This is a genomic window from Streptomyces sp. NPDC026062 (genome assembly GCF_055568375.1).
On sequence record NZ_JBVHOQ010000002.1, the window covers coordinates 103,383 to 126,038 of the forward strand.

At 71.8% G+C, this 22,656-nt stretch carries 22 protein-coding genes; 11 read left to right on the forward strand and 11 right to left on the reverse strand.

Features of this window, described 5'->3' with window-relative positions; genetic code table 11:
• Positions 1–38: 38 nt before the first annotated feature.
• The 7 genes from ACZ4LX_RS02155 (at position 39) to ACZ4LX_RS02185 (ending at position 5,300) form a co-directional block, all read left to right on the forward strand.
• Entirely contained in the window at positions 39–341 is a 303-nt protein-coding gene (locus ACZ4LX_RS02155) for an urease subunit gamma (RefSeq protein ID WP_362557614.1), read from the forward strand.
• On the forward strand, positions 338–664 hold the full coding sequence (locus tag ACZ4LX_RS02160; protein WP_467637223.1) for an urease subunit beta: 327 nt from the start codon (positions 338–340) through the stop codon (positions 662–664). Before ACZ4LX_RS02155 ends, ACZ4LX_RS02160 begins: the two co-directional genes overlap by 4 nt.
• A 1-nt stretch (position 665) precedes the next feature.
• Positions 666–2,369 carry an urease subunit alpha gene (locus tag ACZ4LX_RS02165; protein ID WP_467637226.1) on the forward strand — a complete coding sequence of 568 codons (1,704 nt, stop codon included), beginning with the start codon at positions 666–668 and terminating at the stop codon, positions 2,367–2,369.
• A complete protein-coding gene (locus tag ACZ4LX_RS02170; RefSeq protein ID WP_467637229.1) occupies positions 2,369–3,034 on the forward strand; it encodes an urease accessory protein UreF in 666 nt (221 codons plus the stop codon). The genes ACZ4LX_RS02165 and ACZ4LX_RS02170 overlap by 1 nt, the downstream gene beginning before the upstream one ends.
• 67 nt (positions 3,035–3,101) lie before the next feature.
• Positions 3,102–3,752 carry an urease accessory protein UreG gene (gene ureG, locus ACZ4LX_RS02175; RefSeq protein WP_467637813.1) on the forward strand — a complete coding sequence of 217 codons (651 nt, stop codon included), beginning with the start codon at positions 3,102–3,104 and terminating at the stop codon, positions 3,750–3,752.
• Positions 3,749–4,465: an urease accessory protein UreD gene (locus tag ACZ4LX_RS02180; protein WP_467637232.1), complete on the forward strand. Its 717-nt coding sequence runs from the start codon at positions 3,749–3,751 to the stop codon at positions 4,463–4,465. The genes ureG and ACZ4LX_RS02180 overlap by 4 nt, the downstream gene beginning before the upstream one ends.
• A 91-nt stretch (positions 4,466–4,556) precedes the next feature.
• Positions 4,557–5,300, forward strand: coding sequence for an SDR family NAD(P)-dependent oxidoreductase (locus ACZ4LX_RS02185; RefSeq protein WP_467637235.1), 744 nt, complete (start codon positions 4,557–4,559; stop codon positions 5,298–5,300).
• Here the strand turns inward: ACZ4LX_RS02185 and ACZ4LX_RS02190 are convergent.
• Positions 5,287–6,549, reverse strand: coding sequence for an MFS transporter (locus ACZ4LX_RS02190; protein ID WP_467637816.1), 1,263 nt, complete (start codon positions 6,547–6,549; stop codon positions 5,287–5,289). The genes ACZ4LX_RS02185 and ACZ4LX_RS02190 overlap by 14 nt on opposite strands.
• Before the next feature lie 222 nt (positions 6,550–6,771).
• Positions 6,772–7,812: a hypothetical protein gene (locus ACZ4LX_RS02195; protein WP_467637238.1), complete on the reverse strand. Its 1,041-nt coding sequence runs from the start codon at positions 7,810–7,812 to the stop codon at positions 6,772–6,774.
• A gap of 181 nt (positions 7,813–7,993) precedes the next feature.
• On the opposite strand from ACZ4LX_RS02195, the gene ACZ4LX_RS02200 reads away from it, so the two are divergent.
• The 4 genes from ACZ4LX_RS02200 (at position 7,994) to ACZ4LX_RS02215 (ending at position 11,082) form a co-directional block, all read left to right on the forward strand.
• Complete coding sequence (locus ACZ4LX_RS02200) at positions 7,994–8,554, forward strand: dihydrofolate reductase family protein (RefSeq protein WP_467637241.1); 561 nt, start codon at positions 7,994–7,996, stop codon at positions 8,552–8,554.
• A gap of 228 nt (positions 8,555–8,782) precedes the next feature.
• Entirely contained in the window at positions 8,783–9,139 is a 357-nt protein-coding gene (locus ACZ4LX_RS02205) for a hypothetical protein (protein ID WP_467637245.1), read from the forward strand.
• Between the two features lie 6 nt (positions 9,140–9,145).
• Positions 9,146–10,060, forward strand: a complete 915-nt coding sequence (locus tag ACZ4LX_RS02210; protein ID WP_467637247.1) for a hypothetical protein — start codon at positions 9,146–9,148, stop codon at positions 10,058–10,060.
• 44 nt (positions 10,061–10,104) lie between these two features.
• Positions 10,105–11,082, forward strand: a complete 978-nt coding sequence (locus ACZ4LX_RS02215) for a hypothetical protein (RefSeq protein WP_467637250.1) — start codon at positions 10,105–10,107, stop codon at positions 11,080–11,082.
• 255 nt (positions 11,083–11,337) lie between these two features.
• Here the strand turns inward: ACZ4LX_RS02215 and ACZ4LX_RS02220 are convergent, their stop codons facing one another.
• The 9 genes from ACZ4LX_RS02220 to ACZ4LX_RS02260 form a co-directional block, all read right to left on the reverse strand.
• Positions 11,338–12,477 (reverse strand): zinc-binding dehydrogenase, encoded by a 1,140-nt coding sequence (locus ACZ4LX_RS02220; protein ID WP_467637253.1) that lies wholly within the window; start codon positions 12,475–12,477, stop codon positions 11,338–11,340.
• Positions 12,474–12,776: a putative quinol monooxygenase gene (locus tag ACZ4LX_RS02225; RefSeq protein WP_467637256.1), complete on the reverse strand. Its 303-nt coding sequence runs from the start codon at positions 12,774–12,776 to the stop codon at positions 12,474–12,476. Before ACZ4LX_RS02225 ends, ACZ4LX_RS02220 begins: the two co-directional genes overlap by 4 nt.
• Before the next feature lie 7 nt (positions 12,777–12,783).
• Complete coding sequence (locus tag ACZ4LX_RS02230) at positions 12,784–13,443, reverse strand: glycerol-3-phosphate responsive antiterminator (RefSeq protein WP_467637259.1); 660 nt, start codon at positions 13,441–13,443, stop codon at positions 12,784–12,786.
• A gap of 43 nt (positions 13,444–13,486) precedes the next feature.
• On the reverse strand, positions 13,487–15,040 hold the full coding sequence (locus ACZ4LX_RS02235; RefSeq protein ID WP_467637262.1) for an FAD-binding oxidoreductase: 1,554 nt from the start codon (positions 15,038–15,040) through the stop codon (positions 13,487–13,489).
• A complete protein-coding gene (locus ACZ4LX_RS02240; protein ID WP_467637265.1) occupies positions 15,037–16,710 on the reverse strand; it encodes a glycerol-3-phosphate dehydrogenase/oxidase in 1,674 nt (557 codons plus the stop codon). The genes ACZ4LX_RS02235 and ACZ4LX_RS02240 overlap by 4 nt, the downstream gene beginning before the upstream one ends.
• A 78-nt stretch (positions 16,711–16,788) precedes the next feature.
• Positions 16,789–18,342 carry an FGGY family carbohydrate kinase gene (locus tag ACZ4LX_RS02245; RefSeq protein ID WP_467637268.1) on the reverse strand — a complete coding sequence of 518 codons (1,554 nt, stop codon included), beginning with the start codon at positions 18,340–18,342 and terminating at the stop codon, positions 16,789–16,791.
• A gap of 82 nt (positions 18,343–18,424) precedes the next feature.
• Positions 18,425–19,879, reverse strand: coding sequence for an MFS transporter (locus ACZ4LX_RS02250; RefSeq protein ID WP_467637271.1), 1,455 nt, complete (start codon positions 19,877–19,879; stop codon positions 18,425–18,427).
• A gap of 246 nt (positions 19,880–20,125) precedes the next feature.
• Positions 20,126–21,679 (reverse strand): peptidoglycan-binding protein, encoded by a 1,554-nt coding sequence (locus ACZ4LX_RS02255; protein WP_467637274.1) that lies wholly within the window; start codon positions 21,677–21,679, stop codon positions 20,126–20,128.
• A 214-nt stretch (positions 21,680–21,893) separates the two neighbouring features.
• Positions 21,894–22,616: a nitroreductase family protein gene (locus ACZ4LX_RS02260; protein WP_467637277.1), complete on the reverse strand. Its 723-nt coding sequence runs from the start codon at positions 22,614–22,616 to the stop codon at positions 21,894–21,896.
• Between the last annotated feature and the right edge of the window lie 40 nt (positions 22,617–22,656).

Consider the following 22,656-nt stretch of genomic DNA (forward strand, 5'->3'; position numbering starts at 1 on the left):
TCCGGGAATTCCGGGGACTGCCGCCATGGAGGTTTCCCATGTTTCTCACTCCGTCCGACACGGAGAAACTGCTGCTGAGTGTCGCGGGAATGGTCGCCCGCGACCGGCGGGAGCGGGGCGTGCGTCTCAATTACCCCGAGGCCGTCGCGCTGCTTGCCTGCTGGGCGATGGAAAGGGCACGCGAAGGGGCCCGCGTCGCCGACCTCATGACCGCGGGGCGTTCCGTCCTCACCCGCGCTGATGTGCTGGAAGGCGTCCCGGAGATGCTCCGTGACGTCCAGGTCGAGGCGACCTTCCCCGACGGGCGCAAGCTCGTCACGATCACCTCGCCGATCCCGTGATCCCCGGCGAGATCCGGACCGGATCCGGCGTGCTGCACATTAATTCCGGTCTCCATTCCATTCGGCTGACCGTGGTGAACGACGGGGACCGGCCGATTCAGATCGGCTCCCATTTCCATTTCTTCGACGTAAATCCCGCACTTTCCTTCGACCGCCCGGCGGCGAGGGGATTCCGGCTCGATATTCCCTCCGGTACGTCGCTGCGTTTCGAGCCCGGCGTCGGCGCGGAGATCACTCTGGTCGCGCTCGGCGGGCGCGCGACGGTGCCCGGCATCGTCGTGCCCGCCGTGTCCGGACAGCCCTTGGTGAAGGAGGCCGTGTGACATGGCACAACTGACCCGCGCCGCCTATGCGGCGCTCTACGGACCCACCACCGGCGACCGTGTGCGGCTCGCCGACACCGACCTCTGGATCGAGATCGAGGAGGACCGCTGCTTCGGCGGCGAGGAGGCCGTCTTCGGCGGCGGAAAGTCCATCCGTGAATCCATGGCCCAGGCGACCACGTCACGCGCCGAGGGCGCCCTCGACCTGGTCATCACCAATGTCGTGGTCCTCGACCACTGGGGCATCGTCAAGACCGACATCGGCGTCCGGGCCGGCCGGATCGTCGCCCTCGGCCGCTCCGGCAACCCCGACATCGCCGACGGGGTCCACCCGGACCTCGTGATCGGACCCGGCACCGACGTCGTCTCCGGCGAGGGCCGTATCCTCACCGCCGGGGCCGTCGACACCCACGTCCACTTCCTGATGCCGGAGACCCTGCACGAGGCCCTGGCCACCGGCACCACGACCGTCATCGGCGGCGGCACCGGAGCCACCGAGGCATCCAAGGCCACCACCGTCACCCCCGGCGCCTGGAACCTCGCGATGATGTTCCGGTCCCTGGAGAACGTCCCGCTCAACGTCATGCTGTTCGGCAAGGGCTCCACCGTCGGCGCCGAAGCCCTGCGCGAGGCGGCGCTCGGCGGTGCGGGCGGGTACAAGGTCCACGAGGACTGGGGTGCCACGCCCGCCGCCATCGACGCCGCGCTGAAGGCCGCCGACACCTACGGTCTCCAGGTCGCCCTGCACGGCGACAGCCTCAACGAGGCGGGCTACGTCGAGGGAACCCTCGACGCCATCGCCGGACGCGGCATCCACGTCTTCCACGCCGAGGGAGCCGGCGGCGGCCACGCACCCGACATCATCACCGTGGCCTCCCACCCCAACATCCTTCCGGCGTCCACCAATCCGACGCTCCCGCACACCGTCAACACCGTCGACGAACACCTCGACATGCTGATGGTGTGCCACCACCTCAACCCGCGCGTCCCCGAGGACCTGGCCTTCGCCGAGTCCCGCATCCGTGCCACCACCATCGCGGCCGAGGACATCCTCCACGACATCGGAGCCCTCTCCATCACCTCGTCCGACGCCCAGGCCATGGGCCGCATCGGGGAGGTGATCTGCCGCACCTGGCAGGTCGCCCACGTCATGAAGCAACGCTTCGGGGACCGGGACAGCCTCCTGCCCGCCGACAACGAACGCGCCCGCCGCTATGTCGCCAAGTACACGATCTGCCCCGCCGTCGCCCACGGCATCGACCATGTCATCGGCTCCGTCGAACCGGGCAAGCTCGCCGACCTGGTGCTCTGGGACCCCGCGTTCTTCGGCATCCGCCCCGCCGCCGTCATCAAGGGCGGCATGGTGGTGCACGCACCCCTCGGCGACGCCAACGCCGCGATCCCCACCACCCAGCCCGTGCTGCTGCGCCCCACCGCCGCCGCCGGGGCCGCCCCGCACCTCTCGGTCGGCTTCGTCTCCCCGGCCGCCCTGGCCGACGGACTCGTCGAACGCCTCGGCCTCGTACGCGAACTGGTCGCCGTGCGCCCCACCCGCCACCTCACCAAGGCCGACCTGCCGAACAACACCGCGCTCCCGGTCATCGAGGTCGACCCGGAGACCTTCGCCATCCACATCGACGGGGAGCTCGTCGAACCGTCGCCCGCCACCGAACTGCCGCTGACCCAGCGGTACTCCATGTTCTGATGGGATCTCTCGCCTCACTCCTGCTCGGCGACGGACGGCTCCCGGTCGGGGCGTACACCTACAGCGCGGGGCTCGAACCCGCCGTCGCCGCCGGGCTCACCCGTGACCGCATCCCCGCACTGCTCAGGGCCCGGCTGCACACCACGGCCGTCACCGAGGCGGCCGCCGCCGTCCTCGCCCTGCGGGCCGCCGCGCGGGACCGCGTCGACTACGAGCCCGTGCAGCACGCCCTCGCGGCACGCACCCCGGCCGCGCCCCAGCGCGAGGCGTCGGCGGCGCTCGGCCGGGGCGTGCACCGGCTGGCCCGGCGGCTGGCCCCGGACGACCCGGCGGTCACCGCGCTAACCGGCCTGCGGCCCCGGCCCCTGCGGCCGGTCGCCCTCGGCGCGCTCGGAGCCGTACTGAAGGTCTCCGAGGAGGAACTGGCACACGCCGTCGTCTACGACGAGCTCCAGACCATCTCATCGGCCGCCCTGAAACTCCTGCCGGGTGACCCGCTCGACTCGGTCGCCTGGATCCTCGCCGCCGAACCCGACGCGGCACGGGCGGTGACCGCCGCCCTCGCCGTACGGAGCCCGGACCGACTGCCCGCCCGTACGGCCCCGCTCACCGAACAGTGGGCGCTCGAACACGCACGACGCGAACGGAGACTCTTCCTTGCCTGAGAACGACACCACCCCCACGCGGTGCAACAACCCCCACTTCCACGAACCCCTCAACCAGCCGCGCGCCCTGCGCCTGGGCGTCGCCGGCCCCGTCGGCACCGGAAAGAGCTCCATCCTGGCCACGCTGTGCCGCGAGCTCGCCGGCGAACTCTCCATGGCGGTCGTCACCAACGACATCTACACCGACGAGGACGCCCGGTTCCTGCGCTCGGCGGGTGTCCTGCCGACCGAACGCATCCGGGCCGTCGAGACCGGCGCCTGCCCGCACACCGCCATCCGCGACGACGTCAGCGCCAACCTCGACGCGGTCGAGGACCTGGAGGAGGCGTACGGGCCGCTGGACCTCGTCCTCGTCGAGAGCGGCGGCGACAATCTCACCGCCACCTTCAGCCCGGCCCTCGCCGACGCGCAGCTCTTCTGCATCGACGTCGCGGGCGGCGGCGACGTGGCGCGCAAGGGCGGGCCCGGCATCACCGGCGCCGACCTCCTGATCATCAACAAGACCGACCTCGCGCCGTACGTGGAGGTGGACGTGGCCGCCATGGTCGCCGACGCCGAAGGGGCCCGTGACGGGCTTCCCGTCCTCGCCCTGTCGAGGAAGGACCCGGCCTCCGTCGCCGAACTCGCCGACTGGGTCAGGTCACTGCTCGCCCGGCACCGCGCGGGCAGCCATGTACCCACGGACCCGGGCCCCATGGCGCCCCACAGTCACTCGTGAACGAACCGGTGGTGGTGGGCGTCGAGTGCGACGCCTCGGGCCGGCACCTGGCCCGCGAGCTGCGGCCCGGCGCGTTCCTCGCCCCCCGCCCCCTGATGCCGGCCGCCGACCGGATACGGATCGCGCTGGTCGGCACCAGGGCCGGGCTGCTGGCGGGCGACGACCTCGGGCTGCGGATCTCGGTCGGTCCCGGCGCCCGCCTGGAGCTCGTCGAACCCGCCGGTCTCGTCGCCTACGACCACCGGGGCGGCAGCTCCCGCTGGCAGGCCCGCGTCGACATCGCGGAGGGCGGCGAACTCCTGTGGCACGGGCTGCCGTTCGTCGTCTCCGACGGGGCGGACGTCGTCCGCGTGATGGACGCGCGGCTTGCCGCAGGGGCCCGGATGCTCTGGCGCGACACCCTCGTACTCGGCCGCTCCGGTGAACGGGGCGGAAGCCTGCGGGCCACGACCCGGGTGACGTACGACGGCCGTGAACTCCTCGTCGAGGACCTCGACCTGACCGACCCGGAGCTGCGCGGACTGCCCGGGGTCCTGGGCCGCCACCGCGTGATCGGCGCCGTCACCGCACTCGGTGCGACCCCGGCGGGCCCGCCGCACCCCTACCGCGCCGAGCTGGCGGGCCCGGGGGCGCAGGTGCGGCTGCTGGACACGGCCGCCCCGACTGTCGAGGCGGAGCTGAGCGCGGTCTGGGAGTCCTGGCTCACCCCTTGATGTGCATCATGCATATGCGGTGTATTGTGCATATCAAGGGGTGTCGTGCGGGGGAGCGGCGCCGGACGGAGCAAGTCGGAGGTACAGCGCAATGACACTGGAGAACAAGGTCGCCGTCGTCACCGGAGGTGCGTCGGGCATCGGCGAGGCCGTCACACGGATCTTCGTCGAGCGGGGCGCCCGGGTCGTGGTCGTCGACCTCCGGCAGGAGGCCGGGGACACCCTCGTCGCCGACCTGGGTGACTCGGTGGCCTTCCTGCGGGGCGACGTCTCCGACCGGGCGGTCGCCGATCTGGCGGTGGCCACGGCCGTCGAGCGTTTCGGCGGGCTGGATGTCCTGGTGAACAACGCGAGCGCCTCACGCGTGCGGCCCTTCACCGAGCAGACCGAGGACGACTGGAAGCTCGCCCTGGACACCGGCCTCTTCGCCACCCGCAACTTCATGCTCGCCGCGTACCCCGAACTCCGCAGGAACCGGGGCGCGGTGATCAACTTCGCCTCGGGCGCGGGCCTCGACGGTCAGCCGAACCAGGCCTCGTACGCCGCCGCGAAGGAGGCGATCCGAGGCCTGAGCCGGGTCGTCGCCAACGAGTGGGCCGCCGACGGGATCCGGGTCAACGTCGTCGCACCGATGGCCAGGACCGCGGGCGTCGCCGCCTGGGCCGAGGCCAACCCCGAGCAGTACGCCCTCTCCGCCGCCAAGGTCCCGCTCGGCCGCTTCGGCGACCCGCGCACGGACGTCGCGCCCGTCATCGCGTTCCTGGCGAGCGACGACGCCCGTTACATGACCGGCCAGACCCTGATGGCCGACGGCGGAGCGATCAAGCTCCGCTGACCGTGTCCGGGGTTCCCGCCGCCGCTGTCCGGTGGCCGCGGGCCCCGGCGCACATCACCGCGGCCGAGCACACCAGCGCCGGGGCCGCCGCCAGGGCGAAGCACACCGCGAGCGGCAGCCGGTCCACCAGCAGTCCGACCAGGGCGCTGCCGCTCGCGGAACCGGCGTTGAACGCGGTGTTCACCCACGCCCCGGCCTGGGTGCGCCGGTCCTCTTCCACCGACGCGTCGGCGATCAGATACGCGGTCGTGAGCGCCGGGGCGACGAACAGCCCGGCGACCGCGATCAGCGCGACCAGGACGAACAGCCGGGGCGAGAGACCGGCCAGTACCAGCGTCGCCCCCAGCGCGGCGGCCGTCACCGGCAGCCGGGCGCGGTCCGACGAGCGCCACCGCACCGCCCCGTAGGCCAGCCCGCCGACCGCGCTCCCCGCCGACAGCCCTGCCAGCACCCAGGACACCGAGGCGGCCGAGTGCAGCCGCTCGGTGAACGCCACGACCAGCAGCTCCAGCGATCCCAGGCCCAGGCCCACGGCTGCCGTCACCACGACCGCGTGCCGCAGCGGGGCGATGCCGCGCAGCCGCAGCCGGGGTGCGGCGGACTTCCCGGACTTCGCCCCGGACGCGCCGCCGCGCGGCACGGCGGGCGAGGTGGCCAGGGCCGTCGCCCCGGCGAACACCAGCACCGCGCCGACGAGCACCCCGGTCGCGGGGCGGGAGACCGTCAACATGACCCCGACGAGCAACGGGGCCGTGATGTACATCAGCTCCTCGGCGACACCGTCCAGGCTGTACGCGCGCCGCAACAGCTCCCGGTCCGGGACCAGCGAACTCCACACCGCCCGCATGACCGGGCCGAGCGGCGGGGTGCAGGCGCCCGCCGCCGCGGCGAGCGCGCCGAGCAGGACGGCAGGGGCTCCCGGCCGCCAGGTGAGCAGGGCCAGGGCGATGAGCAGCGCCGCGTACACCCCTGCCATCGGCGGTGCGATCCGGCGCGCCCCGTGCCGGTCGATCAGCGCGGCACGGGCGGGGGACAGGAGGACGCTCATGGCCCCGAACAGGGCCATGACACCACCGGCGACCGCGTACGAACCGGTGGCGTCCTTGATGGCGAGCAGCAGGGCGAGCGGGACGATTCCGTAGGAAAGCCGCCCCAGCAGCGCGGCGCCGAAGGGGCGCGCGGCGTGCGGGACACGGAGGACGGAGACGTACGAAGGCGCGCGCGGGGGCGCGGAAGGTGTGGACACGATGACATTCCTCGTGAGGGCGGCGCGTCGGCACAGCGCCGTGGGCGTGCGGGGACTCCGGAACGCCGCACCCGGGACAACGGGTGCGGACGGGGCGGGGTCCTACGCACGGAGGAATGACATGCGGGCAAATTATCAGAGTGGACGCGGCGACGGCAGGGGACCTGGACGTCCCACCGAGCGCGGCAGGGCCCTGGACGTCCCGCTGTCCGCCGCAGGGGTCCGCTACCCGCTGATCTCCGGGTTGGCCGCCAGAACGGTCTCGGTGGCCGTCCACAGCCGGTGCAGGAACCCCAGCACCTCCGCCCGCCGGGCCGCCAGGTCACCCGCCGCCCCGATCCCGGTCAGATCGGCGACCGCGGCTCGGAACGCGGGCGTCCGCTCCGCGTGCAGCGCCGGGGCGTCGACCGACAGCACCGTGTGGCAGCGGGCAAGGGTCGCGATGATCCAGAAGACGGCCTCGCGGTGCTCCCCCCGCTCCAGCAGCTCCAGGCTGCCGTCGACGGCGATGGGCCGGGCGTCGGCGGTGAGGTCGCTGCTGAAGAAGAACGGGGTGCGCGCGACCGGCACCGTGGCGTCGAACGTCCTTGCCAGCTCGCCGACATGGTGCCGGACCGTATCGGCGGACACCTCCGCGCAGCCGAGCAGTTCCAGCAGTTCCCGGTGGAACCCCGACAGCCCGTACGCGTCGAGTACCTCGCGCACGGCCCGGTAGCGCAGCCGGATGGTGGGGTTGCGCAGGGCGGCGACCAGCAGGACGTGCGTGGTGACCCCGGTGGGGAACATCCAGGCCGGCACCTGCTCGTGGAAGGGGGCGTCGGGACCGGGCGCGGCCAGCCGGGACTCGACACGGTGCCGGGCGTCCAGGCACCGGCGGCGCACCTGGCTCCGCTCGGCGAACCGGGGTGCGACGGCCGCGTACAGGGCGCGCAGCGCGCCGGTGGGATCGTCGATGACGGTGTCCGTGCGGAAGCTGCCCGCCAGGTGGTACGAGGAGAGCACGGCCTCCGGATCGCGGAGCTCGGCCCACGGTACGTAACTGACCTCCAGCAGCGCGCCCTCGTAACGGAGTTTGCCGGGCTTGGCGGGCGGCGCGTCGGCCTCCGTGACAACCATGACGTCGATGTCGGACGAGACCGCCAGCTCGGCGTCGTCCGGCCGGCCGACCGTCGATCCGCTGAAGTAGGCCCCTCGGTAGCCGGGGGCGGGGCGGGCGTGGGCGGTCACCCAGTGGGCGGCGGCGGCGCGTGCCGTTCCGACTCTCATGCGCGCGACTCCTCGGGGGCGGCCGGGGCGGGCTCCGGACGCCTCGCCTGCCCCCGACTCCTACGGGGCGCGCCCGCCGTTCGTCAAGCGCTTCCGTCGGGTCCCGTGTCCTCGGGCCGTTGCCGGGTAGGGTCGATTTCGTTCCGCAGACCTGTCCCCGAAGCTTCCGGTGAGGCGCGCGATGCGAAAGATCATCTACTCCATGTCGATCTCCCTCGACGGCTTTTTCGAGGGCCCGGACCGGGATATCGGCTGGCACCGGGTCGACGACGAACTGCACCGCTACTTCAATGAGCAGATCGCCGAGCTGGGCGGCTTCCTGCACGGCCGGGTCGTCCACGAACTGATGGCGGACTTCTGGCCCACCGCCGACCAGGACCCGGCCAACGCGGGCCCGATGGCCGACTTCGCCGTCATCTGGCGGAACATGCCGAAGTACGTCTACTCCCGCACGCTGGAGCGGTCGGACTGGAACACCACCATCGTGCGCGATGTGGTCCGCGAAGAGGTCATGGCCCTGAAGGAGCAGCCCGGCGGCGACCTCGGGCTCGGCGGCGCGGACCTCGCCGCGTCCTTCGCGGCGCTCGATCTGATCGACGAGTACCGGGTCTACGTCCACCCGGTCCTCATCGGCCGGGGAAGGTCCATGTTCCCGTCGACGGACACCATGACCGCACTCCGGCTCGCGGGGACGCGGACCTTCGGCAGCGGGGTCGTGGAACTGCGGTACGAGCGGGAGTGAACGTCCTCGCCGGAGCGGGGTCCGGCTCCCGCCCGCCGTGGCGCCGGACGCCCTCGCCCCTGCCGGGCACTCACTGAGCGGCGCAGAATTGAGTCGCTTGCGTGTTCAACTTGCCTGATCCAAGGGAACATTGACTGCATGAGTGACCTTGGCGCAAGGTCTTGGCGGTCGGTGGCGTGGCGGGTGGGGATCCCGGTCCTGGTCTTTGCGGGTAGTACCACGGTGGTGATGACGCTCAGATTCTCCTGGACCCCGCGAGCCGACAGCGACCGGTGGGCCGTGGCGATGGTCGTTGCCGTGTTCCTCAGCGGCTTGGCGGTCAGCGCCTTCGAGTGGCTCCGCGGCAGCGGCAGCCCGCCCGGGCCCGACCCGGCCTGTGCCGACAGGCAGGAGGTCACCGCGGGCCGGGACAGCGAGAACATCGTGGCCCGCGGCGACATAGGCGTCGCCGGGACGGGCTCACCGGGACGGGCCGCGCGAAACAGCCCGGCGGCACCGCTCCATCAGCGCGTGAAGTCCGGCCGCCGCAGCCGGAACACCGTGGCCGGCGGAAACGTCGCGCTCCCGCCGGAGGAGAGGGAGTAGCGGCCGGTGGGTGACGGGGACCGCCAAGAAGTGCGTCAGCAGGTCCGCTCCGGCAAGGGAAGTGTCAACACCCTGGCCGCGGGCGATGTGGGCGACGTACATGTGACGAACCATTACTACAGGGCGAAGTGGACCGGTGCGATCGCGTCGGCCATGATCCTCGTCTTCGGCGCGTTCTATCACTTCGCCCCGGACATCAAGGACGCGCTGGCCAGTGGCCCGCCGCTGCTTGCCACGGTTCAGACCAGGGACAGCGTCGTGAACCACAACGGGGCGTGGCTGTTCCCGGGAAGGCTTCTGAGCGCCGGACAGACCCTCCGCACCGACCAGGTGGCCGCGATCATGTCGAAGCGGTCCGACGAGGTGGACACCTATGAGACGACCACGCTGGTGACTCTTGAGGGCAACCGCAGCCACACCGTTGACATCACGGGCATGCGCATCAAGGTCCGCAGCAAGGCCGCTCCGGCTCCGGGCGGGACCCTGCTCGTCTATCCGTCCCAGGGCGAGGACACCAACATCAAGATCGGGTTCAATCTCGACGAACCGGTCCCCGTCCCCCGGAACGCCGATCGTGAGGGAGAGGCCTTCGGCGGACGCTACTTCGACGACCACTCGGTCTCCGTCAAGGAGGGGGAGGTCGTGAACTTCGGCTTCACCTTCGAAACCGTCGAGTGGGATGTCACCTATGACCTCGTGTTCGACGAGGTCGTGGACGGCCGGCACACCACACAGACCGTGACCAACGGATCCCGGCCGTTCCGCACCAGGGGATTCGCCCCGGCCTACGACCAGGCGGTCGCCCCGGACAGTCGGGACGGGGCCTTCGCCGTCACCGGCCGCGCGGAGGCGATGGAAGCGATGTGCGGCACGCCCTGCACGGTCCGGCTGGCCCAGGGCGCTGCGGCCACGGCGAAGTAGGTGGGGAACGGGTGAAGCCGGCCAGGATGAGCAGGAACCGCGCAATGACGCTGGTGCTGATCGTCGCGGTGATCGTGGCCGGGCTCGCCGGCTATCTGGCAGGACAGCGCGATGCCGGGGCTCCGGACTCCGCCACCCCGCACGCCGACGCGACCACCCGCGTCCCGTCGAGGTCCACCGCCGTACCCAGCCCCAGCCCGACCGGCGACAAGCCGTCCGCCTGGTGCGCCGCCGCACCCAACAAGGTCATCGAACCAAGGCCGAAGGTCGAGCTCCTGTTCTCCACCGCCACCTGGCGGAGCTGCACCACCAAATTTTCCCGCGGTGGAGCCGGGAAGGGAGGCGTCCGGTACAAGGTGGACGCGACGCTGCCGGTCTTCTGGTCGGCGAACCCGGCGGTCGACGCGCTCAACTCGAAGCTCAGGAGCCGTATCGAGGAGGAAGCGAAGAGTCTGCTGGCCGCCGTCGACGGGACCAGGTCCGACGTGGCTCAGGGCACGGAATTCAGCCTCTCCGAACAGCCCAGGATCAACCAGGTCGGCCGACTGGCCGTGATCCAGTTCACCGGACAGGTATATGTCGGCGGCAACCACGGTGGGGTGATCGACGACTGGATCAACATCAACACGGACACCTGGACGATCCTGGACAAGGACCAGATCCTTCTTCCCGCCGCCCGGCGAACCGCGGGTGCCACCCGGCTGGCCAGGCTGATCGCCCCGAAGATCATGGGTGAAAGCGTCTCCTGCACCACGGACGCGGAAACCCTCCTCGCCGGCGGCCAGACCCCCGAGGGAACGGTCACTCCCAGCAGCTATCACAAGAACATGGAGATGGGCCTGCAGTTCGGCGGTCAACTCGTCGTCGACTTCCCCCCGTACTACCTCTTCTCCTACGGCTGCGGCATCGGCCGCGCCACGCTCGATCTCCGCGACCTCAGCGGACTGATCAACCCGGAAGCGGCCGCTCTGGCCATGGCAGCCGTCGCACCCGAGGTGGAGCCTTCTCCCTTCAGAGGCTGAAACGAGGGGTGTTGGGCCTGTTGAACCGCGACGGCGGAATGCCCGTGTCGTCGCGTCCGTCGTCGGCGGCGCAGCCCGGAGCTTCGAAGTTCTTTTGGCGGCAAGGGAGTTACCGGGGCCGTTCGGAGCGCTGACCGACCGGAGCAGCCCGGTCGGGCGGAGACGCGCGCAGCGCCCGAGGCCGCGGACGAGACGGCCCCGCACCCCTCGCGACACGGAGGCGCCCGCCGGGCGGCGGGCGCCTCCGGCAGGGGCTCAGGCCCCCAGCAGTCCGGATGTGTCGAGCACTTGACGGATCGCCCGGCCCGAGGCCAGCTCCTCCATCGCGTCGTTGACGTCGTCCAGCGGGAGTGTGCCGGTGTGCATCTCCTCGACCGGCATCAGCCCCGCCCGCCACAGGTCCAGGAACCGGGGGATGTCCCGGCGCGGGACCGCGTCGCCCATGTACGAGCCGAGCAGGGACTTGCCCTCGCCCGCGAACGCCAGCGCCGGGACCTCCAGAACGCGGTCGGGGGCGGGCAGGCCCACCGAGACGACCTTGCCGCCCCGGGCCACCGCCGCCAGGCACTCGGCCATGACCTTCGGGCTGCCCACGGCCTCCACCGCCACCTCCGCCCCGCCGGACGTCAGTTCGCGGATCGCGCCGAGCGCCTCGTCGGGGGCGTACGTGTGCGTCGCACCCAGACGCAGGGCCAGCTCGCGCTTCTCCGGCACCGGGTCGACGGCGACGACCGGGTAGGCGCCGGCGGCCCGTGCCCCCAGCACCGCCGACAGGCCCACCCCGCCCAGCCCGTAGACCACCGCCGACTGACCGGGGCGCAGGGCGGCCGTGTTGATCACCGCGCCCGCGCCCGTCAGTACCGCGCAGCCGAACATCGAGGCGACGGTGAACGGGATGTCCCGGGGGATCGGCACCACGGACTCCTGGGCCACCACCGCGTACGAGGAGAACGCCGAGACGCCCAGCTGATGGTGGACCGCGGAGCCGGAGGCGTCCGTCAGCAGGGAGGGGCCGTGCAGCAGGGCGCCGGAGCCGTTCGCCGCCGCGGCCTGCGCGCACAGGGCGGGGCGGCCCGCCGCGCAGTCGGCGCAGAAGCCGCAGCTCGGTACGAAGACCAGGGCGACATGGTCACCGGGGGAGATCCGGTGCACACCGGGGCCGGTCTCCTCGACCACGCCGACCGCCTCGTGGCCCAGGGCCATCGGCAGCGGCCGGACCCGGTCGCCGTTGACGACCGAGAGGTCCGAGTGGCACAGGGACGCGGCCGCGACACGGACCAGGACCTCGCCCTCGCGCGGGGCGCCGAGGTTCAGTTCCTCCACCTCGACGGGGCGGGTGGAGGAGTAGGGCCGGGCCGTCGATATGCCGCGCAGGACGACTGCCCGGGTCTTCACGCGCCCACCTCGTCCCGGGGCGCGCAGCGCAGGACGTCGCGGCTCTCCAGGAGCGGGACGACCTTGCCGAGCACGATCTCCCGGAAGTGCGGGGTCGCGCAGTGTGCGGTGAAGTCGGCCTCGGTCGCGTACTCCTCGTAGAGCACGATCGCCTGCGGGTCCTCGGTGCCCTGATGGACCCGGTAGGCGAGGTTGCCGGGCTCCGTGCGGGAGGCGGCGGCCATGGTGTCGAGAAGCGGGAGGACGGTGTCCTGCTCGCCGGGCCTGGTGCGGTAGCGGGCTACGACTACGTATGTCACGTCGGTACTACTCCTGGGGTGGGGCCGGCCGCTTCAGCGCGGACGGCGGGACCGGCGGCAGCTGATCGCGGCGCAGATGCCACAGGCGGGGGTCGGAGGTGGCGGCCGCGGCCGAGCCTAGGGCCAGCGCGAGCGCCACGTCCGCGGGGCACTCCACGAAGCCCGCGGCCACCGACGGGGACATCGCGCGCTGTGCCTGCGCGCTCATCCGGGCGATGATCGGGGCGGGCATGACTTCGACCAGGTCCGGCGCCCCGCGAGAGATCGCGTCCGTGGAGCGGCGCAGATTGGACCGGTCGGTGACGAACACCTTCATCATGGTCAGCAGGCCGAGCGGCCGGCCCTTCTCTATGAGCGAGAGCCGGGTGCTGACGACGCCGTGCGCGCCCATGTTCTTGATGAACTCCAGCGCGCCCCGGTCCTGAGCGAGACCGGGGCTGCTGTCCACGTTCACGAACACGAGCTTCCCCGCCCGGCCCAGCGCCGGTACGACCTGGGGCAGCTGCCCCACCGCGAACGACGCGAGGATGCACACCTTGGCCGGAGCGGTCAGGAACTGCCGCAGCGGCTGGGTGCCGACGACCGACGCGATGACGGGCACCTCGGCGAACGCCGAGGTGAGCCGGGGATCGAGCGGTGCGCCGGACCGGGAAGGGGAGGGGGTCATGGCATGGCCTGCCTGGGATGAGGGGTTCGCGGCTGCTGCTGGATCAGCTCAGCGGAGACGTACCGAATCGGCTGGGAAGGCCCAGTTTGCCAGGGTTGAGAATGCCGGCCGGGTCCAGGGCCGCCTTCACCGCGACGAACGTGGCGAAGCCCGCGCCGAGGGATTCCTCCAGGTAGGGGCCGCGCAGCAGTCCGCAGCCGTGGTGGTGGCTGAGCGCCGCCGCGTGCTTGATGAGGACGGCGTTCGCGGCGTCCCACACCGAGCGGTACCAGTCACGGCGTGCCTCGGGTGCCACCTCGCCGCGCAGCGAGAAGTAGACGCAGGCGCCGTCGGTGTACGCGTGGGACTGGTGCGCGGAGGCAGCCAGGGTGCCCGGCACCGACTGGATCGCGGCGACCACCTCGTCGTAGATCACCGGCAGATCGGCCCAGGACGCGGCCATCTCCAGGGTGTCGGCGACGAAGCCGGGGCCGGGCGTGAAGCCGTCCGCGGACTTGCCGACCAGCATCCGCTCGTCGAGCCAGCGCTCGAAGACGGCCTGCGAGTCCAGCTCGGCGCCGTACGCGGAGCAGACCTCGGCCGCCACCTTGATCGAGGCGTCCACGATCGCCGGGTCGCCCTCGTCGGCGATCAGCAGGAGGTTGGTTCCCGGGTGGCCGAAGTGGGTGCCGGACTCCAGGGTGTCGTACAGCCGCAGCACGGCCGGGGTCGCACCCCGCTGCATGATCGTGCGGCAGGCGTCGAGGCCCTCGGCGAACGTCGCGAAGCCGAACGCGACGGCGTTCGCGTACTCCGGCAGCGGGTGGACGCGCAGCCGGGCCGAGACGATGACGCCGAGCGTGCCCTCGGAGCCGATGAACAGCTGGCGCAGGTCCGGGCCGACGGCGGCGCGGGCGTAGTCGCCGTAGGTGGCGCGGGTGCCGTCCGCGTGGATGACGTCCACGCCCACGACCATGTCCTCGATCTTGCCGTAGCGCGTCGAGAGCTGACCGGCGCCTCGGCAGGCGATCCAGCCGCCGACCGTGGAGACGGCGAACGCCGAGGGCCAGTGGCCGGTCGTGACGCCGTACTCCTCCTGGAGCTGCTTCTCGAAGAGGTCGCCGAACATGCCGGCCTGGACGTCCACCACGTTCGACTCGGCGTCGAAGCCGGTGATCTCGTTCAGCCCGCACACGTCCAGGACGACCCCGCCGAACACGGGCAGCGCCGCGCCCGTGACGTTGGAGCGGCCCGCGGACGGCGTGACCGGGATGCCCGCCTCGTGGCAGATCCTCAGCACGGCCGCGATCTGGTCCGCGTCGGCCGCCTCGACGACCACGGCGTCCGGCGTCGCGGGTCGGCCCTCGGTCTCGCCGATCATCGAACCGGCCCACCAGTCACGGGTCCGGGTGACGACCTCGTCGCGCTCCACGTGCACGGCGTGCGCGGCCTCGCGCAGCGCCTCGATCACGGCCTCGGGAACCTCGACGGGGTTGTTCTGGAGCGCGGCCTCACCGTCGCCGATCGGGGTGTTCTGCGCCCACTTGGCGAAGCTCGGGGCGCCGATCGTGTAGTTGCCCCGGTTGAACGGGTGGGTGATGGTCTGACGGCTGATCATGCTGCTGCCCCTTCGAGGAGTACGGACTTTTCGTGACGGACGGCCGCGAGGTAGTCGGAGACGGAACGCTCCACCTCGGCCTCCGTGAGGTTCAGTTCCCGGCCGAGGATCGCGCCGACCGCGCCCGCCGCCTCGGCGGAGGCGTCCCGGGCGAAGAGCCGGGCGCGGGTCCGGCGGGAGAGGACGTCGTCGACCGAGCGGGCCAGCTCGGCGCGGGCCGCGTACACGACCTCGGCCTTCGTGTACGGGAGTCCGGCGACGACCGGCTCGGCCAGCGTCGGGTCCTCCTGGATCAGGTCACCGACGAAGCGCGCCTCGGTGCCGAAGCGCTCGCCCAGATGGGCGGCGATCCCGCCCGACGCGGCCACGGCCTCGGCGTCGTACCCGGCGCCGCCGAGGAGCGGAAGGTCGGTGGTGCGGCTCTTCGCCTTGCGGCCGAGAACCGTCATCACCTTGTCGATGACGAGTTCACCCATGTGCCGGCTGGTGGTGAGCTTGCCGCCGGTCACCGTCACCATGCCGGTGCGGCCGACACTGATGTGGTGGTCGCGGCGCATGTCGAGCGTCGCGCCCTCCTTGCCGCCGACCAGCGGACGCAGCCCGCCGATCGAGCCGACCACGTCGTCCGGGGTGAGCTTCCCCTCGAAGGCGGTGTTGGCGCCCTCCAGCAGGAAGTCCATCTCCTGGCGGGTGCAGTGCACGTCGTCGGGGGAGCCCTGGTAGTCCTCGTCCGTGGTGCCCAGCACCACGCTGTTGCCCCAGCGGGTGCAGGTCGCGCGGCGGGCCCGGCCCGGGATCGGCACGGTGACCGTGCAGTTGATCCGCACCTTGTCCCACGGCACCACGATGTGCACGCCCTTGGCGGGCCGCACCTGCGGCTTGTGGCCGTCGACGGCCTTGGCGTCCAGCTCGTCCGTCCACACCCCGGTGGCGTTGACGACGGCCCGCGCCCGGATGTCGACGCTGTCGCCGTCCACCCCGACCCGCGCCCCGGCCACCTTGCCGGCCTGCATCAGCAGCCCCTCGGCCTTCGCCCCGTTGAGGACGGTCGCGCCGAGTGCGGCGGCGGTGCGCACGATGGTCAGGACCAGCCGGGCGTCGTCGGTGCGGGCGTCGAAGTACATCAGCCCGCCCTTGAGGTTCTCCGCGCGCAGCGTCGGCGCCTGCGCGAGGACCTCCGGAACGGTCAGCCGCTGGTGGAGCTTGCCGATCCGCCAGCCGCCGACCAGGTCGTACGTCCACAGCAGACCCTCGAAGCCCTTGGCGAGCCGGGCGTCGAAGATGCCCTCCTTCTCCAGGATCGGGAAGAGGAACGGCAGCCGGTGCACCAGGTGCGGGGCGTTCTTGCGGAAGCGGTGCCGCTCCAGGAGCGAGTGGCGTACGAGATTGACGTTGCCCTGCTCGATGTAGCGCAGACCGCCGTGCACCATCTTCGAGGACTTCGACGACGTGCCGGACGCGAAGTCGTCCTTCTCGACCAGCGCCGCGCGCAGCCCCCGCGAGGCGGCGTCCAGCACGGCGTACGCCCCGGTGATGCCGCCGCCGATGACGAGGACGTCGTACGTGTCGTCGGCCAGCTGCCGCTTGGCCGCCGCGCGGTCGAGCAGCAGGGGGGTGCGGCGGGTCGCCGCGGCGCTGCGCCGCGGTTTCCTGGCGGGCATGGTGATCACAACATCAACTCCTGGTGTTTCAAGGTGCGGCGGCCGCGTGGTCGGGCGGCCGCCGCCGTCTGACGGTGAGGGGCGCCGTCAGTGGGGGGTGAGGGGTGTGAGAGCGGGGTCCTTGAGATGGCCGATCAGCACGTCGCGCCAGGCGGCCCGCTGGGCGGAGCGTTCGTCCGGGCCGGTGGACGGCTCGAAGATCCGGCCGCGCGGCTGCGCCTCCACGACCTCCTCCAGCGAGCCCCACATGCCCTGGGCGACACCGGCCAGATACGCGGTGCCGCGCAGGCTGGCGGTCGCCGAGTCGGCGACCCGCTCCAGCGGCAGACCGGTCAGGTCGGCCTGGATCCGCATCAGCGGGTCGCTGCCGGCGACCCCGCCGCCGACCCGGAGCCGGGTGAACGGGGCGCCCATCGTGTCGGCGACTCCGTCGATCAGGTCGCACACCGAGTGCGCGATGCCGTCCAGGACGGCGCGGGCCAGATCGGCGCGGGTGGTGGCGAGGGTGAGCCCGGTGAGGGAGGCGGTGGCCTCCGGGTGCCAGACCGGCGTCCGTACCCCGGCGAGCGCCGGTACGAAACGAGGGGTGCGGCCCGGCCGGGTGGGGACCCGGCCGGCCTCCTCACCGAGCTCCTTCGGCGAGGCGAACAGGCCCAGGTCGTCGCAGAGCCAGCGCAGCGCCGAACCCGCCGTGGAGGTGTAGGCCTCCAGGCTGTAGTGACTGGTGCCGCCCTGCCGGTAGCCGGGCTGGGCGAGCACCCCGGAGATGTCCGGCCTGGGCAGGGCGGGCGTGGTGCCGGTCGCCGCGTCGACGAACGCCCCGGTCCCGTACATGCACATGCCCTGCCCGGCGGCCAGGCCGCCGAGCGCGATCAGTGCGGCGTGCTGATCGCCCATGGAGGCGGCCAGCGGGACGGAGATGCCGAGGGCGGCCGGGTCGGTGGTGCCGAATCCGGCGTCGTCCGAACGGAGTTCGGGCAGCAGGTCGAGGGGGAAGCCGAGGTGGCTGATCCACTCCTCGTCCCAGGCGTGCGCCTTCAGCAGGTAGCCCCCGCTGGAGGCGGCGTTGGTCGGGGTGGTGGCGTGCACGGCGCCGCCCGTGAGGCGCCAGATGAGCCAGGTGTCGACGGTGCCGAAGAGCAGCCGGCCGTCGCGGTGGGCGGCCGCCACCTCCGGGTGCGCGGCGATCTGCCGCGCGGCCCAGAGGAACGGCGCGCGGGCGCCGACCGGCCGGCCCTGGCGGGCGGTGAGGACAGCGTCCCACCGCGCCTCGTGAGCGGTGAGCTCGGCGGCGTACCGCCGGTCCTGCCACACCACGGCGGGCAGCAGCGGCCGCCCGGTGACCCGGTCCCAGAGCATCGCGGTGGCCCGCTGGGTGGAGAGGGCGACGGCGGTGAGCTCGATCCCCTCCGCCCGCGCCGCGCCGACGGCCCGGCGTGCCACGTCGAGGGTGGCCGTCCAGATCTCCATCGGATCCTGCTCGACGGAGAGGTCGTCCGGATGGCTGACCGCGATCGACCGGTAGAACACCTCGTGCGCGGCACCGGAGTCGAGGACGACTCCGGCCCTGGTGCCGGTGGTGCCCTCGTCGATGGCCAGCACACCGCGCCGGGGGGAGGCGCCGGGGAGCGTCTGCGTCATTGCAGCCCTTTCATTGCGAGCATCGCGAGCGTTACGGAGGGGGAGAGGGACCATCGTGTGGTGCGGCAGGCACGGCGGACGGTCAGCGCGCGGTGACGGACTCCGCGGATTCCTGCGAACCGGCCGGCGCGTCGGCCGGGCCCGCCTGCCGGGCAGCAGCCTCGTCGGGCGAAGCGGCCTTCATCGGGTCCCACTTGATGGCCAGACATGTGATCAGGCCGAGCAGCGGGACGATCGAGAGCACCAGGAAGGTGTCGGCGAGGCCGAGCGACTCCTTGATCTGCGGGAAGAGGTAGAGCCCGGCGACACTGCCGAAGCTGCCCACCATCCCGGTGACACCGGTGCCGAGCGCGCGCACATCACTGCTGTACGAGAGCGCGGCGATGGACTTGCCATTGGCGCCGGGACCCGCGGAGTGACAGAGGATGAAGAGCACCGGCAGCAGGAACGCCACGGCCGTCGGGACCTTCTCGAAGGTCAGCCCCATCGCGATCAGGGCGACGAACACCCCGGCGAACCCCGCCGCGGAGCTGAGCCGCAGTCCGAGCCGGCGGCCGAAGTACGCGGACAGCAGTCCGCCCGCGATGCCGAAGGCGTTGAACACCATGGAGCCGATCGTGGCCTTCTCGAAGCTCTCGCCGAAGATCGTCAGGCTGATCAGCGGGAGGTACCAGCCCACCGCGAAGTACTGCATGGACTGCCCGAGCGAGATGACCGAGGACAGGATCGTGCGCGGCAGGTACTCGCCCTTGAAGAGCAGCCCGGCCTGACGGAAGCCGATGGCGGGTGCGGCGGTCGCGGCGCGGGTCGCCTCGTCGGGCTTCCCCGCGACGGCCTTGATCCCGTAGATCCGGTCCAGGTTGAGGACGGACTCGTCCAGCCGGCCCTTGCTCGCCAGCCAGGTCGGGCTCTCCCTGAGCATCAGCCACTGGCCGATCAGCAGCGCGACGGCGACGACGGCGGCCGAGCCGACCGACCAGCGCCAGATGTCCGCGCCCACGTTCAGGTTGAAGAAGAGGAGGGCGAGCGCGAGGTTGCTGGTGGTGGCGACGTACCAGACGGCCTGCCACAGGTTCAGCCGGCCACCCAGCTTGGCGGGGGTGTATTCGGCGAGCAGCGCCATGGCGACGGCGAAGTCGATGCCGTACGCGACACCCACCAGGACCCGGCCGAGCCAGACGACGGTGAAGTCACCGGCGAACGCGGCGAGCAGGGCGCCCGCGATGGCGAAGACCTTGGCGATGAGCAGCGGGGGGACCCGGCCGATCCGGGTGGCGAGCCAGCCGCCGACCGGGTTGAAGATGATCGCCAGGGCCGGAGCGGTGGCCGTGAGGATCGAGACCTGCGTGCTGGTCAGCTCCATCTGGGACGTCATCGGCCCCAGACCGGCGCTCAGCGCTGCGTTCGAGTAGGCGTCGAGGAACAGCCCGCCGAACACGAGGAACCAGATGACTTGCGCCCGGCCGGTGATCTTTCCCAGCCCATCGATGAGCGCAACGACGTCGGCGACGCCTTTGACGCTCGGACGTTGTGCCATGAATCCGCCTTCGAGGAAGACCCATCGGCGGCACGGGGAGCACAAAGAAACAGGCATGACGAAACCACCGACAGGTGGTCTATGTCTGTGCCTGTCAAAACACTGCGGAAAGCGCCGCAGCACGTGAAGTGCGACTACACGAGGAGATTAAGAACGTGTCAGGAGAAACGTCAAGGGTTTCCGGCAGGTTACCCAAACGTGACGACGCGGCCCCCGGGACCTTTCCGAGGCCCCGGGGGCGGCCCGTCAGCGCCCCGCCTGGAGCGCCGCCCATGTGTCCGGTCCCACGATCCCGTCCGCGGCCAGGCCACGGCTCGTCTGATAGCTCCGCACCGAGGTCGCGGTCCCGGGGCCGAAGCTCCCGTCGACCCCGACCGTCGAGCCGAGCGCCGCGGTCAGCGCGCGCTGGAGCCGCTTCACGCCGTCGCCCGATGCGCCCTCGGCGAGGGTGGAGGTGGCGCCCGCCGACAGCAGCGCTGTCCAGGTCCTGGCCCCCACGACGCCGTCCGTCTCCAGACCCCGGGCGGTCTGGAACGCCTTCACCGCGCTCAGCGTGGCCGGACCGAAGCTGCTGTCCGCCGCGCCCGCCGGGTAACCCTGTGTGTTCAGCAGTGTCTGCACGGCCTTGACCTGGGCCCCCGTCGATCCGCTGCGCTGTGTCGCGTACGCGGTGAAACTCAGCCCGTCGGCGCCCGTGCCACCTCCGGTGCTCCCGCCGACCAGCTCCATGTAGCGGGTCCAGTCCCAGTACGCTCCGGGGTCGGTGTGGTCGTTGCCCGGTGCCTCGCTGTGCCCGATGATGTGCGCGCGGTCCTTCGGGATGCCGTACCGGTCGCACAGGTACGCGGTCAGGGCGGCCGAGGACCGGTACATCGAGTCGGTGAACCAGGACGGGTCGTCGATGAAGCCCTCGTGCTCGATGCCGAGCGACGAGGCGTTCGCGCTCCGTGCGTGGTAGGCGGTGTTGCTGTCGCGCACCATCTGGGTGATCTGGCCGTCCGAGGAGCGCACCACATAGTGGGCGCTCACCTGGGAGGCCGGGTCCTGGAACCAGCTGATCGAGCCCGCGTACGAGCCCTGGGTGACATGGACGACCACCTTGTCGATCGCCGCCGAGCGGCCGGTGGCGTAGTTGTTCGTGTTGGCCGGGACCCAGAGCGCCGACGGGTAGTCGGTGCTCCGGGTGCTCACGTCCGTGGTGGTGAGCGCCCCCTTGTCCGGTGACACCGGGCGCCCCGTCACGGAGATGTGCTCGCCGTCCGGGGCGACGGTGTCGAGCCCGTCCGCCAGGAAGGTGTAGACCGTGTCGGCGTAGAGGACGGCTGCGGCGCCCTCGGCACCGCTGTACCGCGCGACGGCCGGATACCAGGAGCCGAGGTCGTCGCGGTCCCGGGCGTCGAGCCCGAGCTTGTCCGCGTAGCCGCGCAGCACCGCCGCGCCGCCCATGATGTTGGCCGCTGTGTCGGCACGGAGTTCCGCGAGGGGCTTCCCGGTGAGGTCGGCGGCCCGCTCCAGGGTCCGGTTCGTGGGGTTGCTGACCAGATGCATGACGCCGTAGCCGTTGGCCTGGCTGGGGCGCCCGGAGTGGCCGTCGAGCCGGGTCTCGCCGTATCCGACGGCGGCCAGGAGATCGCGCGGGACGTCGAAGGCCTCGGCAGCCTGCTCGAACGCCCGGTTCATCGGGTGTCCGGTGTCCGTCGCGGCGAGGGCCGGGGTACCGGTCGCGGCCAGGACGGTGGCGGTGAGGGCCGCCAGCACCGAGGCGCGGGCCTTGGTGTGGGCGGCGGCACGTGTGGGCATACCTGCTCCTGCTCTGTGGGGGAGAAGAACGGCCCCGCGCCCGGTGGGGGGTGGGCGGAGGGGCCGTAGCCCGCTCAGAGTATCTACCTGTTCAGGGCATGACAACGATCGGGGTGTGTGTCGAAATCCCCTTCACTCAAATGGAGTTGGGGCCGGCACGGAGCGGGCCGGGGCGCCCCGCCCCGCCCCGGCGGGCGGGGCCGGGCGGCCGGTCCTACCAGCGGTCCCGGTGGATGACGTCGGTCACCGGCCGACGCCGGACCGGACCGAAGTTGCCCTGCGGCCACCCGACGGGAATGGCGGCGAAGGTCTCCATGTCCCCGGGGATGCCGAGCGCGTCCTTCCACTCCTGCTCCAGCATCAGGTGCCAGATGGTCACATTGGCCGCGAGCCCCAGCGCGCGGGCGGCGAGCAGGATGTTCTGGACCCCCGGGTAGACGCAGGAGCCCTCGGCGAGCGCCTGGAAACGGGGCTGGGTGGCCATCATGCGCTCGACCCCCGCCGGACCGAGCGCCTGCGCGTAGGCGGCCAGGCCTTCTTCCTCCAGCCTCGGCTCCGGGAACCGGTAGCAGGGCACGATCAGCGCCGGTGTATCGGCGAAGTGGTCGCGCTGGTACTCGATCGCGGCGACCATGCGGCCGTACGCCGCTTCGTCCATGCCCTTCGGGGCGTACTTCCCGGTCGTCGCCAGATAGGCGTCCACACACCGCTTCCACAAAGGTGCCAGACGTGCCATCACCTCACGGTCCGTCACCACCACGTACTCGTAGCACTGCATGTTCCCACCGCTGGGGCCCCAGACAGCGGCCTGGACGAGCTGCTCAAGCGTCTCGTCCGGCACGGGCTCCGGCTTGAGGCGGCGCATCGCGCGCATCGTGGACATGGTGGAGAACAGGGCCTCGGCCGTTCCGGCCGTCCCAGTCGATTCGGTCGTCATGATCGCGGAGCATACGGGCGAAGCCGCTCCGTGGGGAGGC

Excerpts from the sequence above, each read along its gene's own strand:
- ACZ4LX_RS02215 (WP_467637250.1), top strand. The coding sequence starts at position 10,105 with ATGACGCTGGTGCTGATCGTCGCGGTGATCGTGGCCGGGCTCGCCGGC.
- ACZ4LX_RS02230 (WP_467637259.1), bottom strand. The coding sequence starts at position 13,443 with ATGACCCCCTCCCCTTCCCGGTCCGGCGCACCGCTCGATCCCCGGCTC.
- ACZ4LX_RS02155 (WP_362557614.1), top strand. The coding sequence starts at position 39 with ATGTTTCTCACTCCGTCCGACACGGAGAAACTGCTGCTGAGTGTCGCG.
- ACZ4LX_RS02170 (WP_467637229.1), top strand. The coding sequence starts at position 2,369 with ATGGGATCTCTCGCCTCACTCCTGCTCGGCGACGGACGGCTCCCGGTC.
- ACZ4LX_RS02195 (WP_467637238.1), bottom strand. The coding sequence starts at position 7,812 with ATGAGAGTCGGAACGGCACGCGCCGCCGCCGCCCACTGGGTGACCGCC.
- ACZ4LX_RS02250 (WP_467637271.1), bottom strand. The coding sequence starts at position 19,879 with ATGGCACAACGTCCGAGCGTCAAAGGCGTCGCCGACGTCGTTGCGCTC.
- ACZ4LX_RS02245 (WP_467637268.1), bottom strand. The coding sequence starts at position 18,342 with ATGACGCAGACGCTCCCCGGCGCCTCCCCCCGGCGCGGTGTGCTGGCC.
- ACZ4LX_RS02165 (WP_467637226.1), top strand. The coding sequence starts at position 666 with ATGGCACAACTGACCCGCGCCGCCTATGCGGCGCTCTACGGACCCACC.
- ACZ4LX_RS02205 (WP_467637245.1), top strand. The coding sequence starts at position 8,783 with ATGACGCTCAGATTCTCCTGGACCCCGCGAGCCGACAGCGACCGGTGG.
- ACZ4LX_RS02200 (WP_467637241.1), top strand. The coding sequence starts at position 7,994 with ATGCGAAAGATCATCTACTCCATGTCGATCTCCCTCGACGGCTTTTTC.
- ACZ4LX_RS02260 (WP_467637277.1), bottom strand. The coding sequence starts at position 22,616 with ATGACGACCGAATCGACTGGGACGGCCGGAACGGCCGAGGCCCTGTTC.
- ACZ4LX_RS02255 (WP_467637274.1), bottom strand. The coding sequence starts at position 21,679 with ATGCCCACACGTGCCGCCGCCCACACCAAGGCCCGCGCCTCGGTGCTG.
- ACZ4LX_RS02185 (WP_467637235.1), top strand. The coding sequence starts at position 4,557 with ATGACACTGGAGAACAAGGTCGCCGTCGTCACCGGAGGTGCGTCGGGC.
- ACZ4LX_RS02235 (WP_467637262.1), bottom strand. The coding sequence starts at position 15,040 with ATGATCAGCCGTCAGACCATCACCCACCCGTTCAACCGGGGCAACTAC.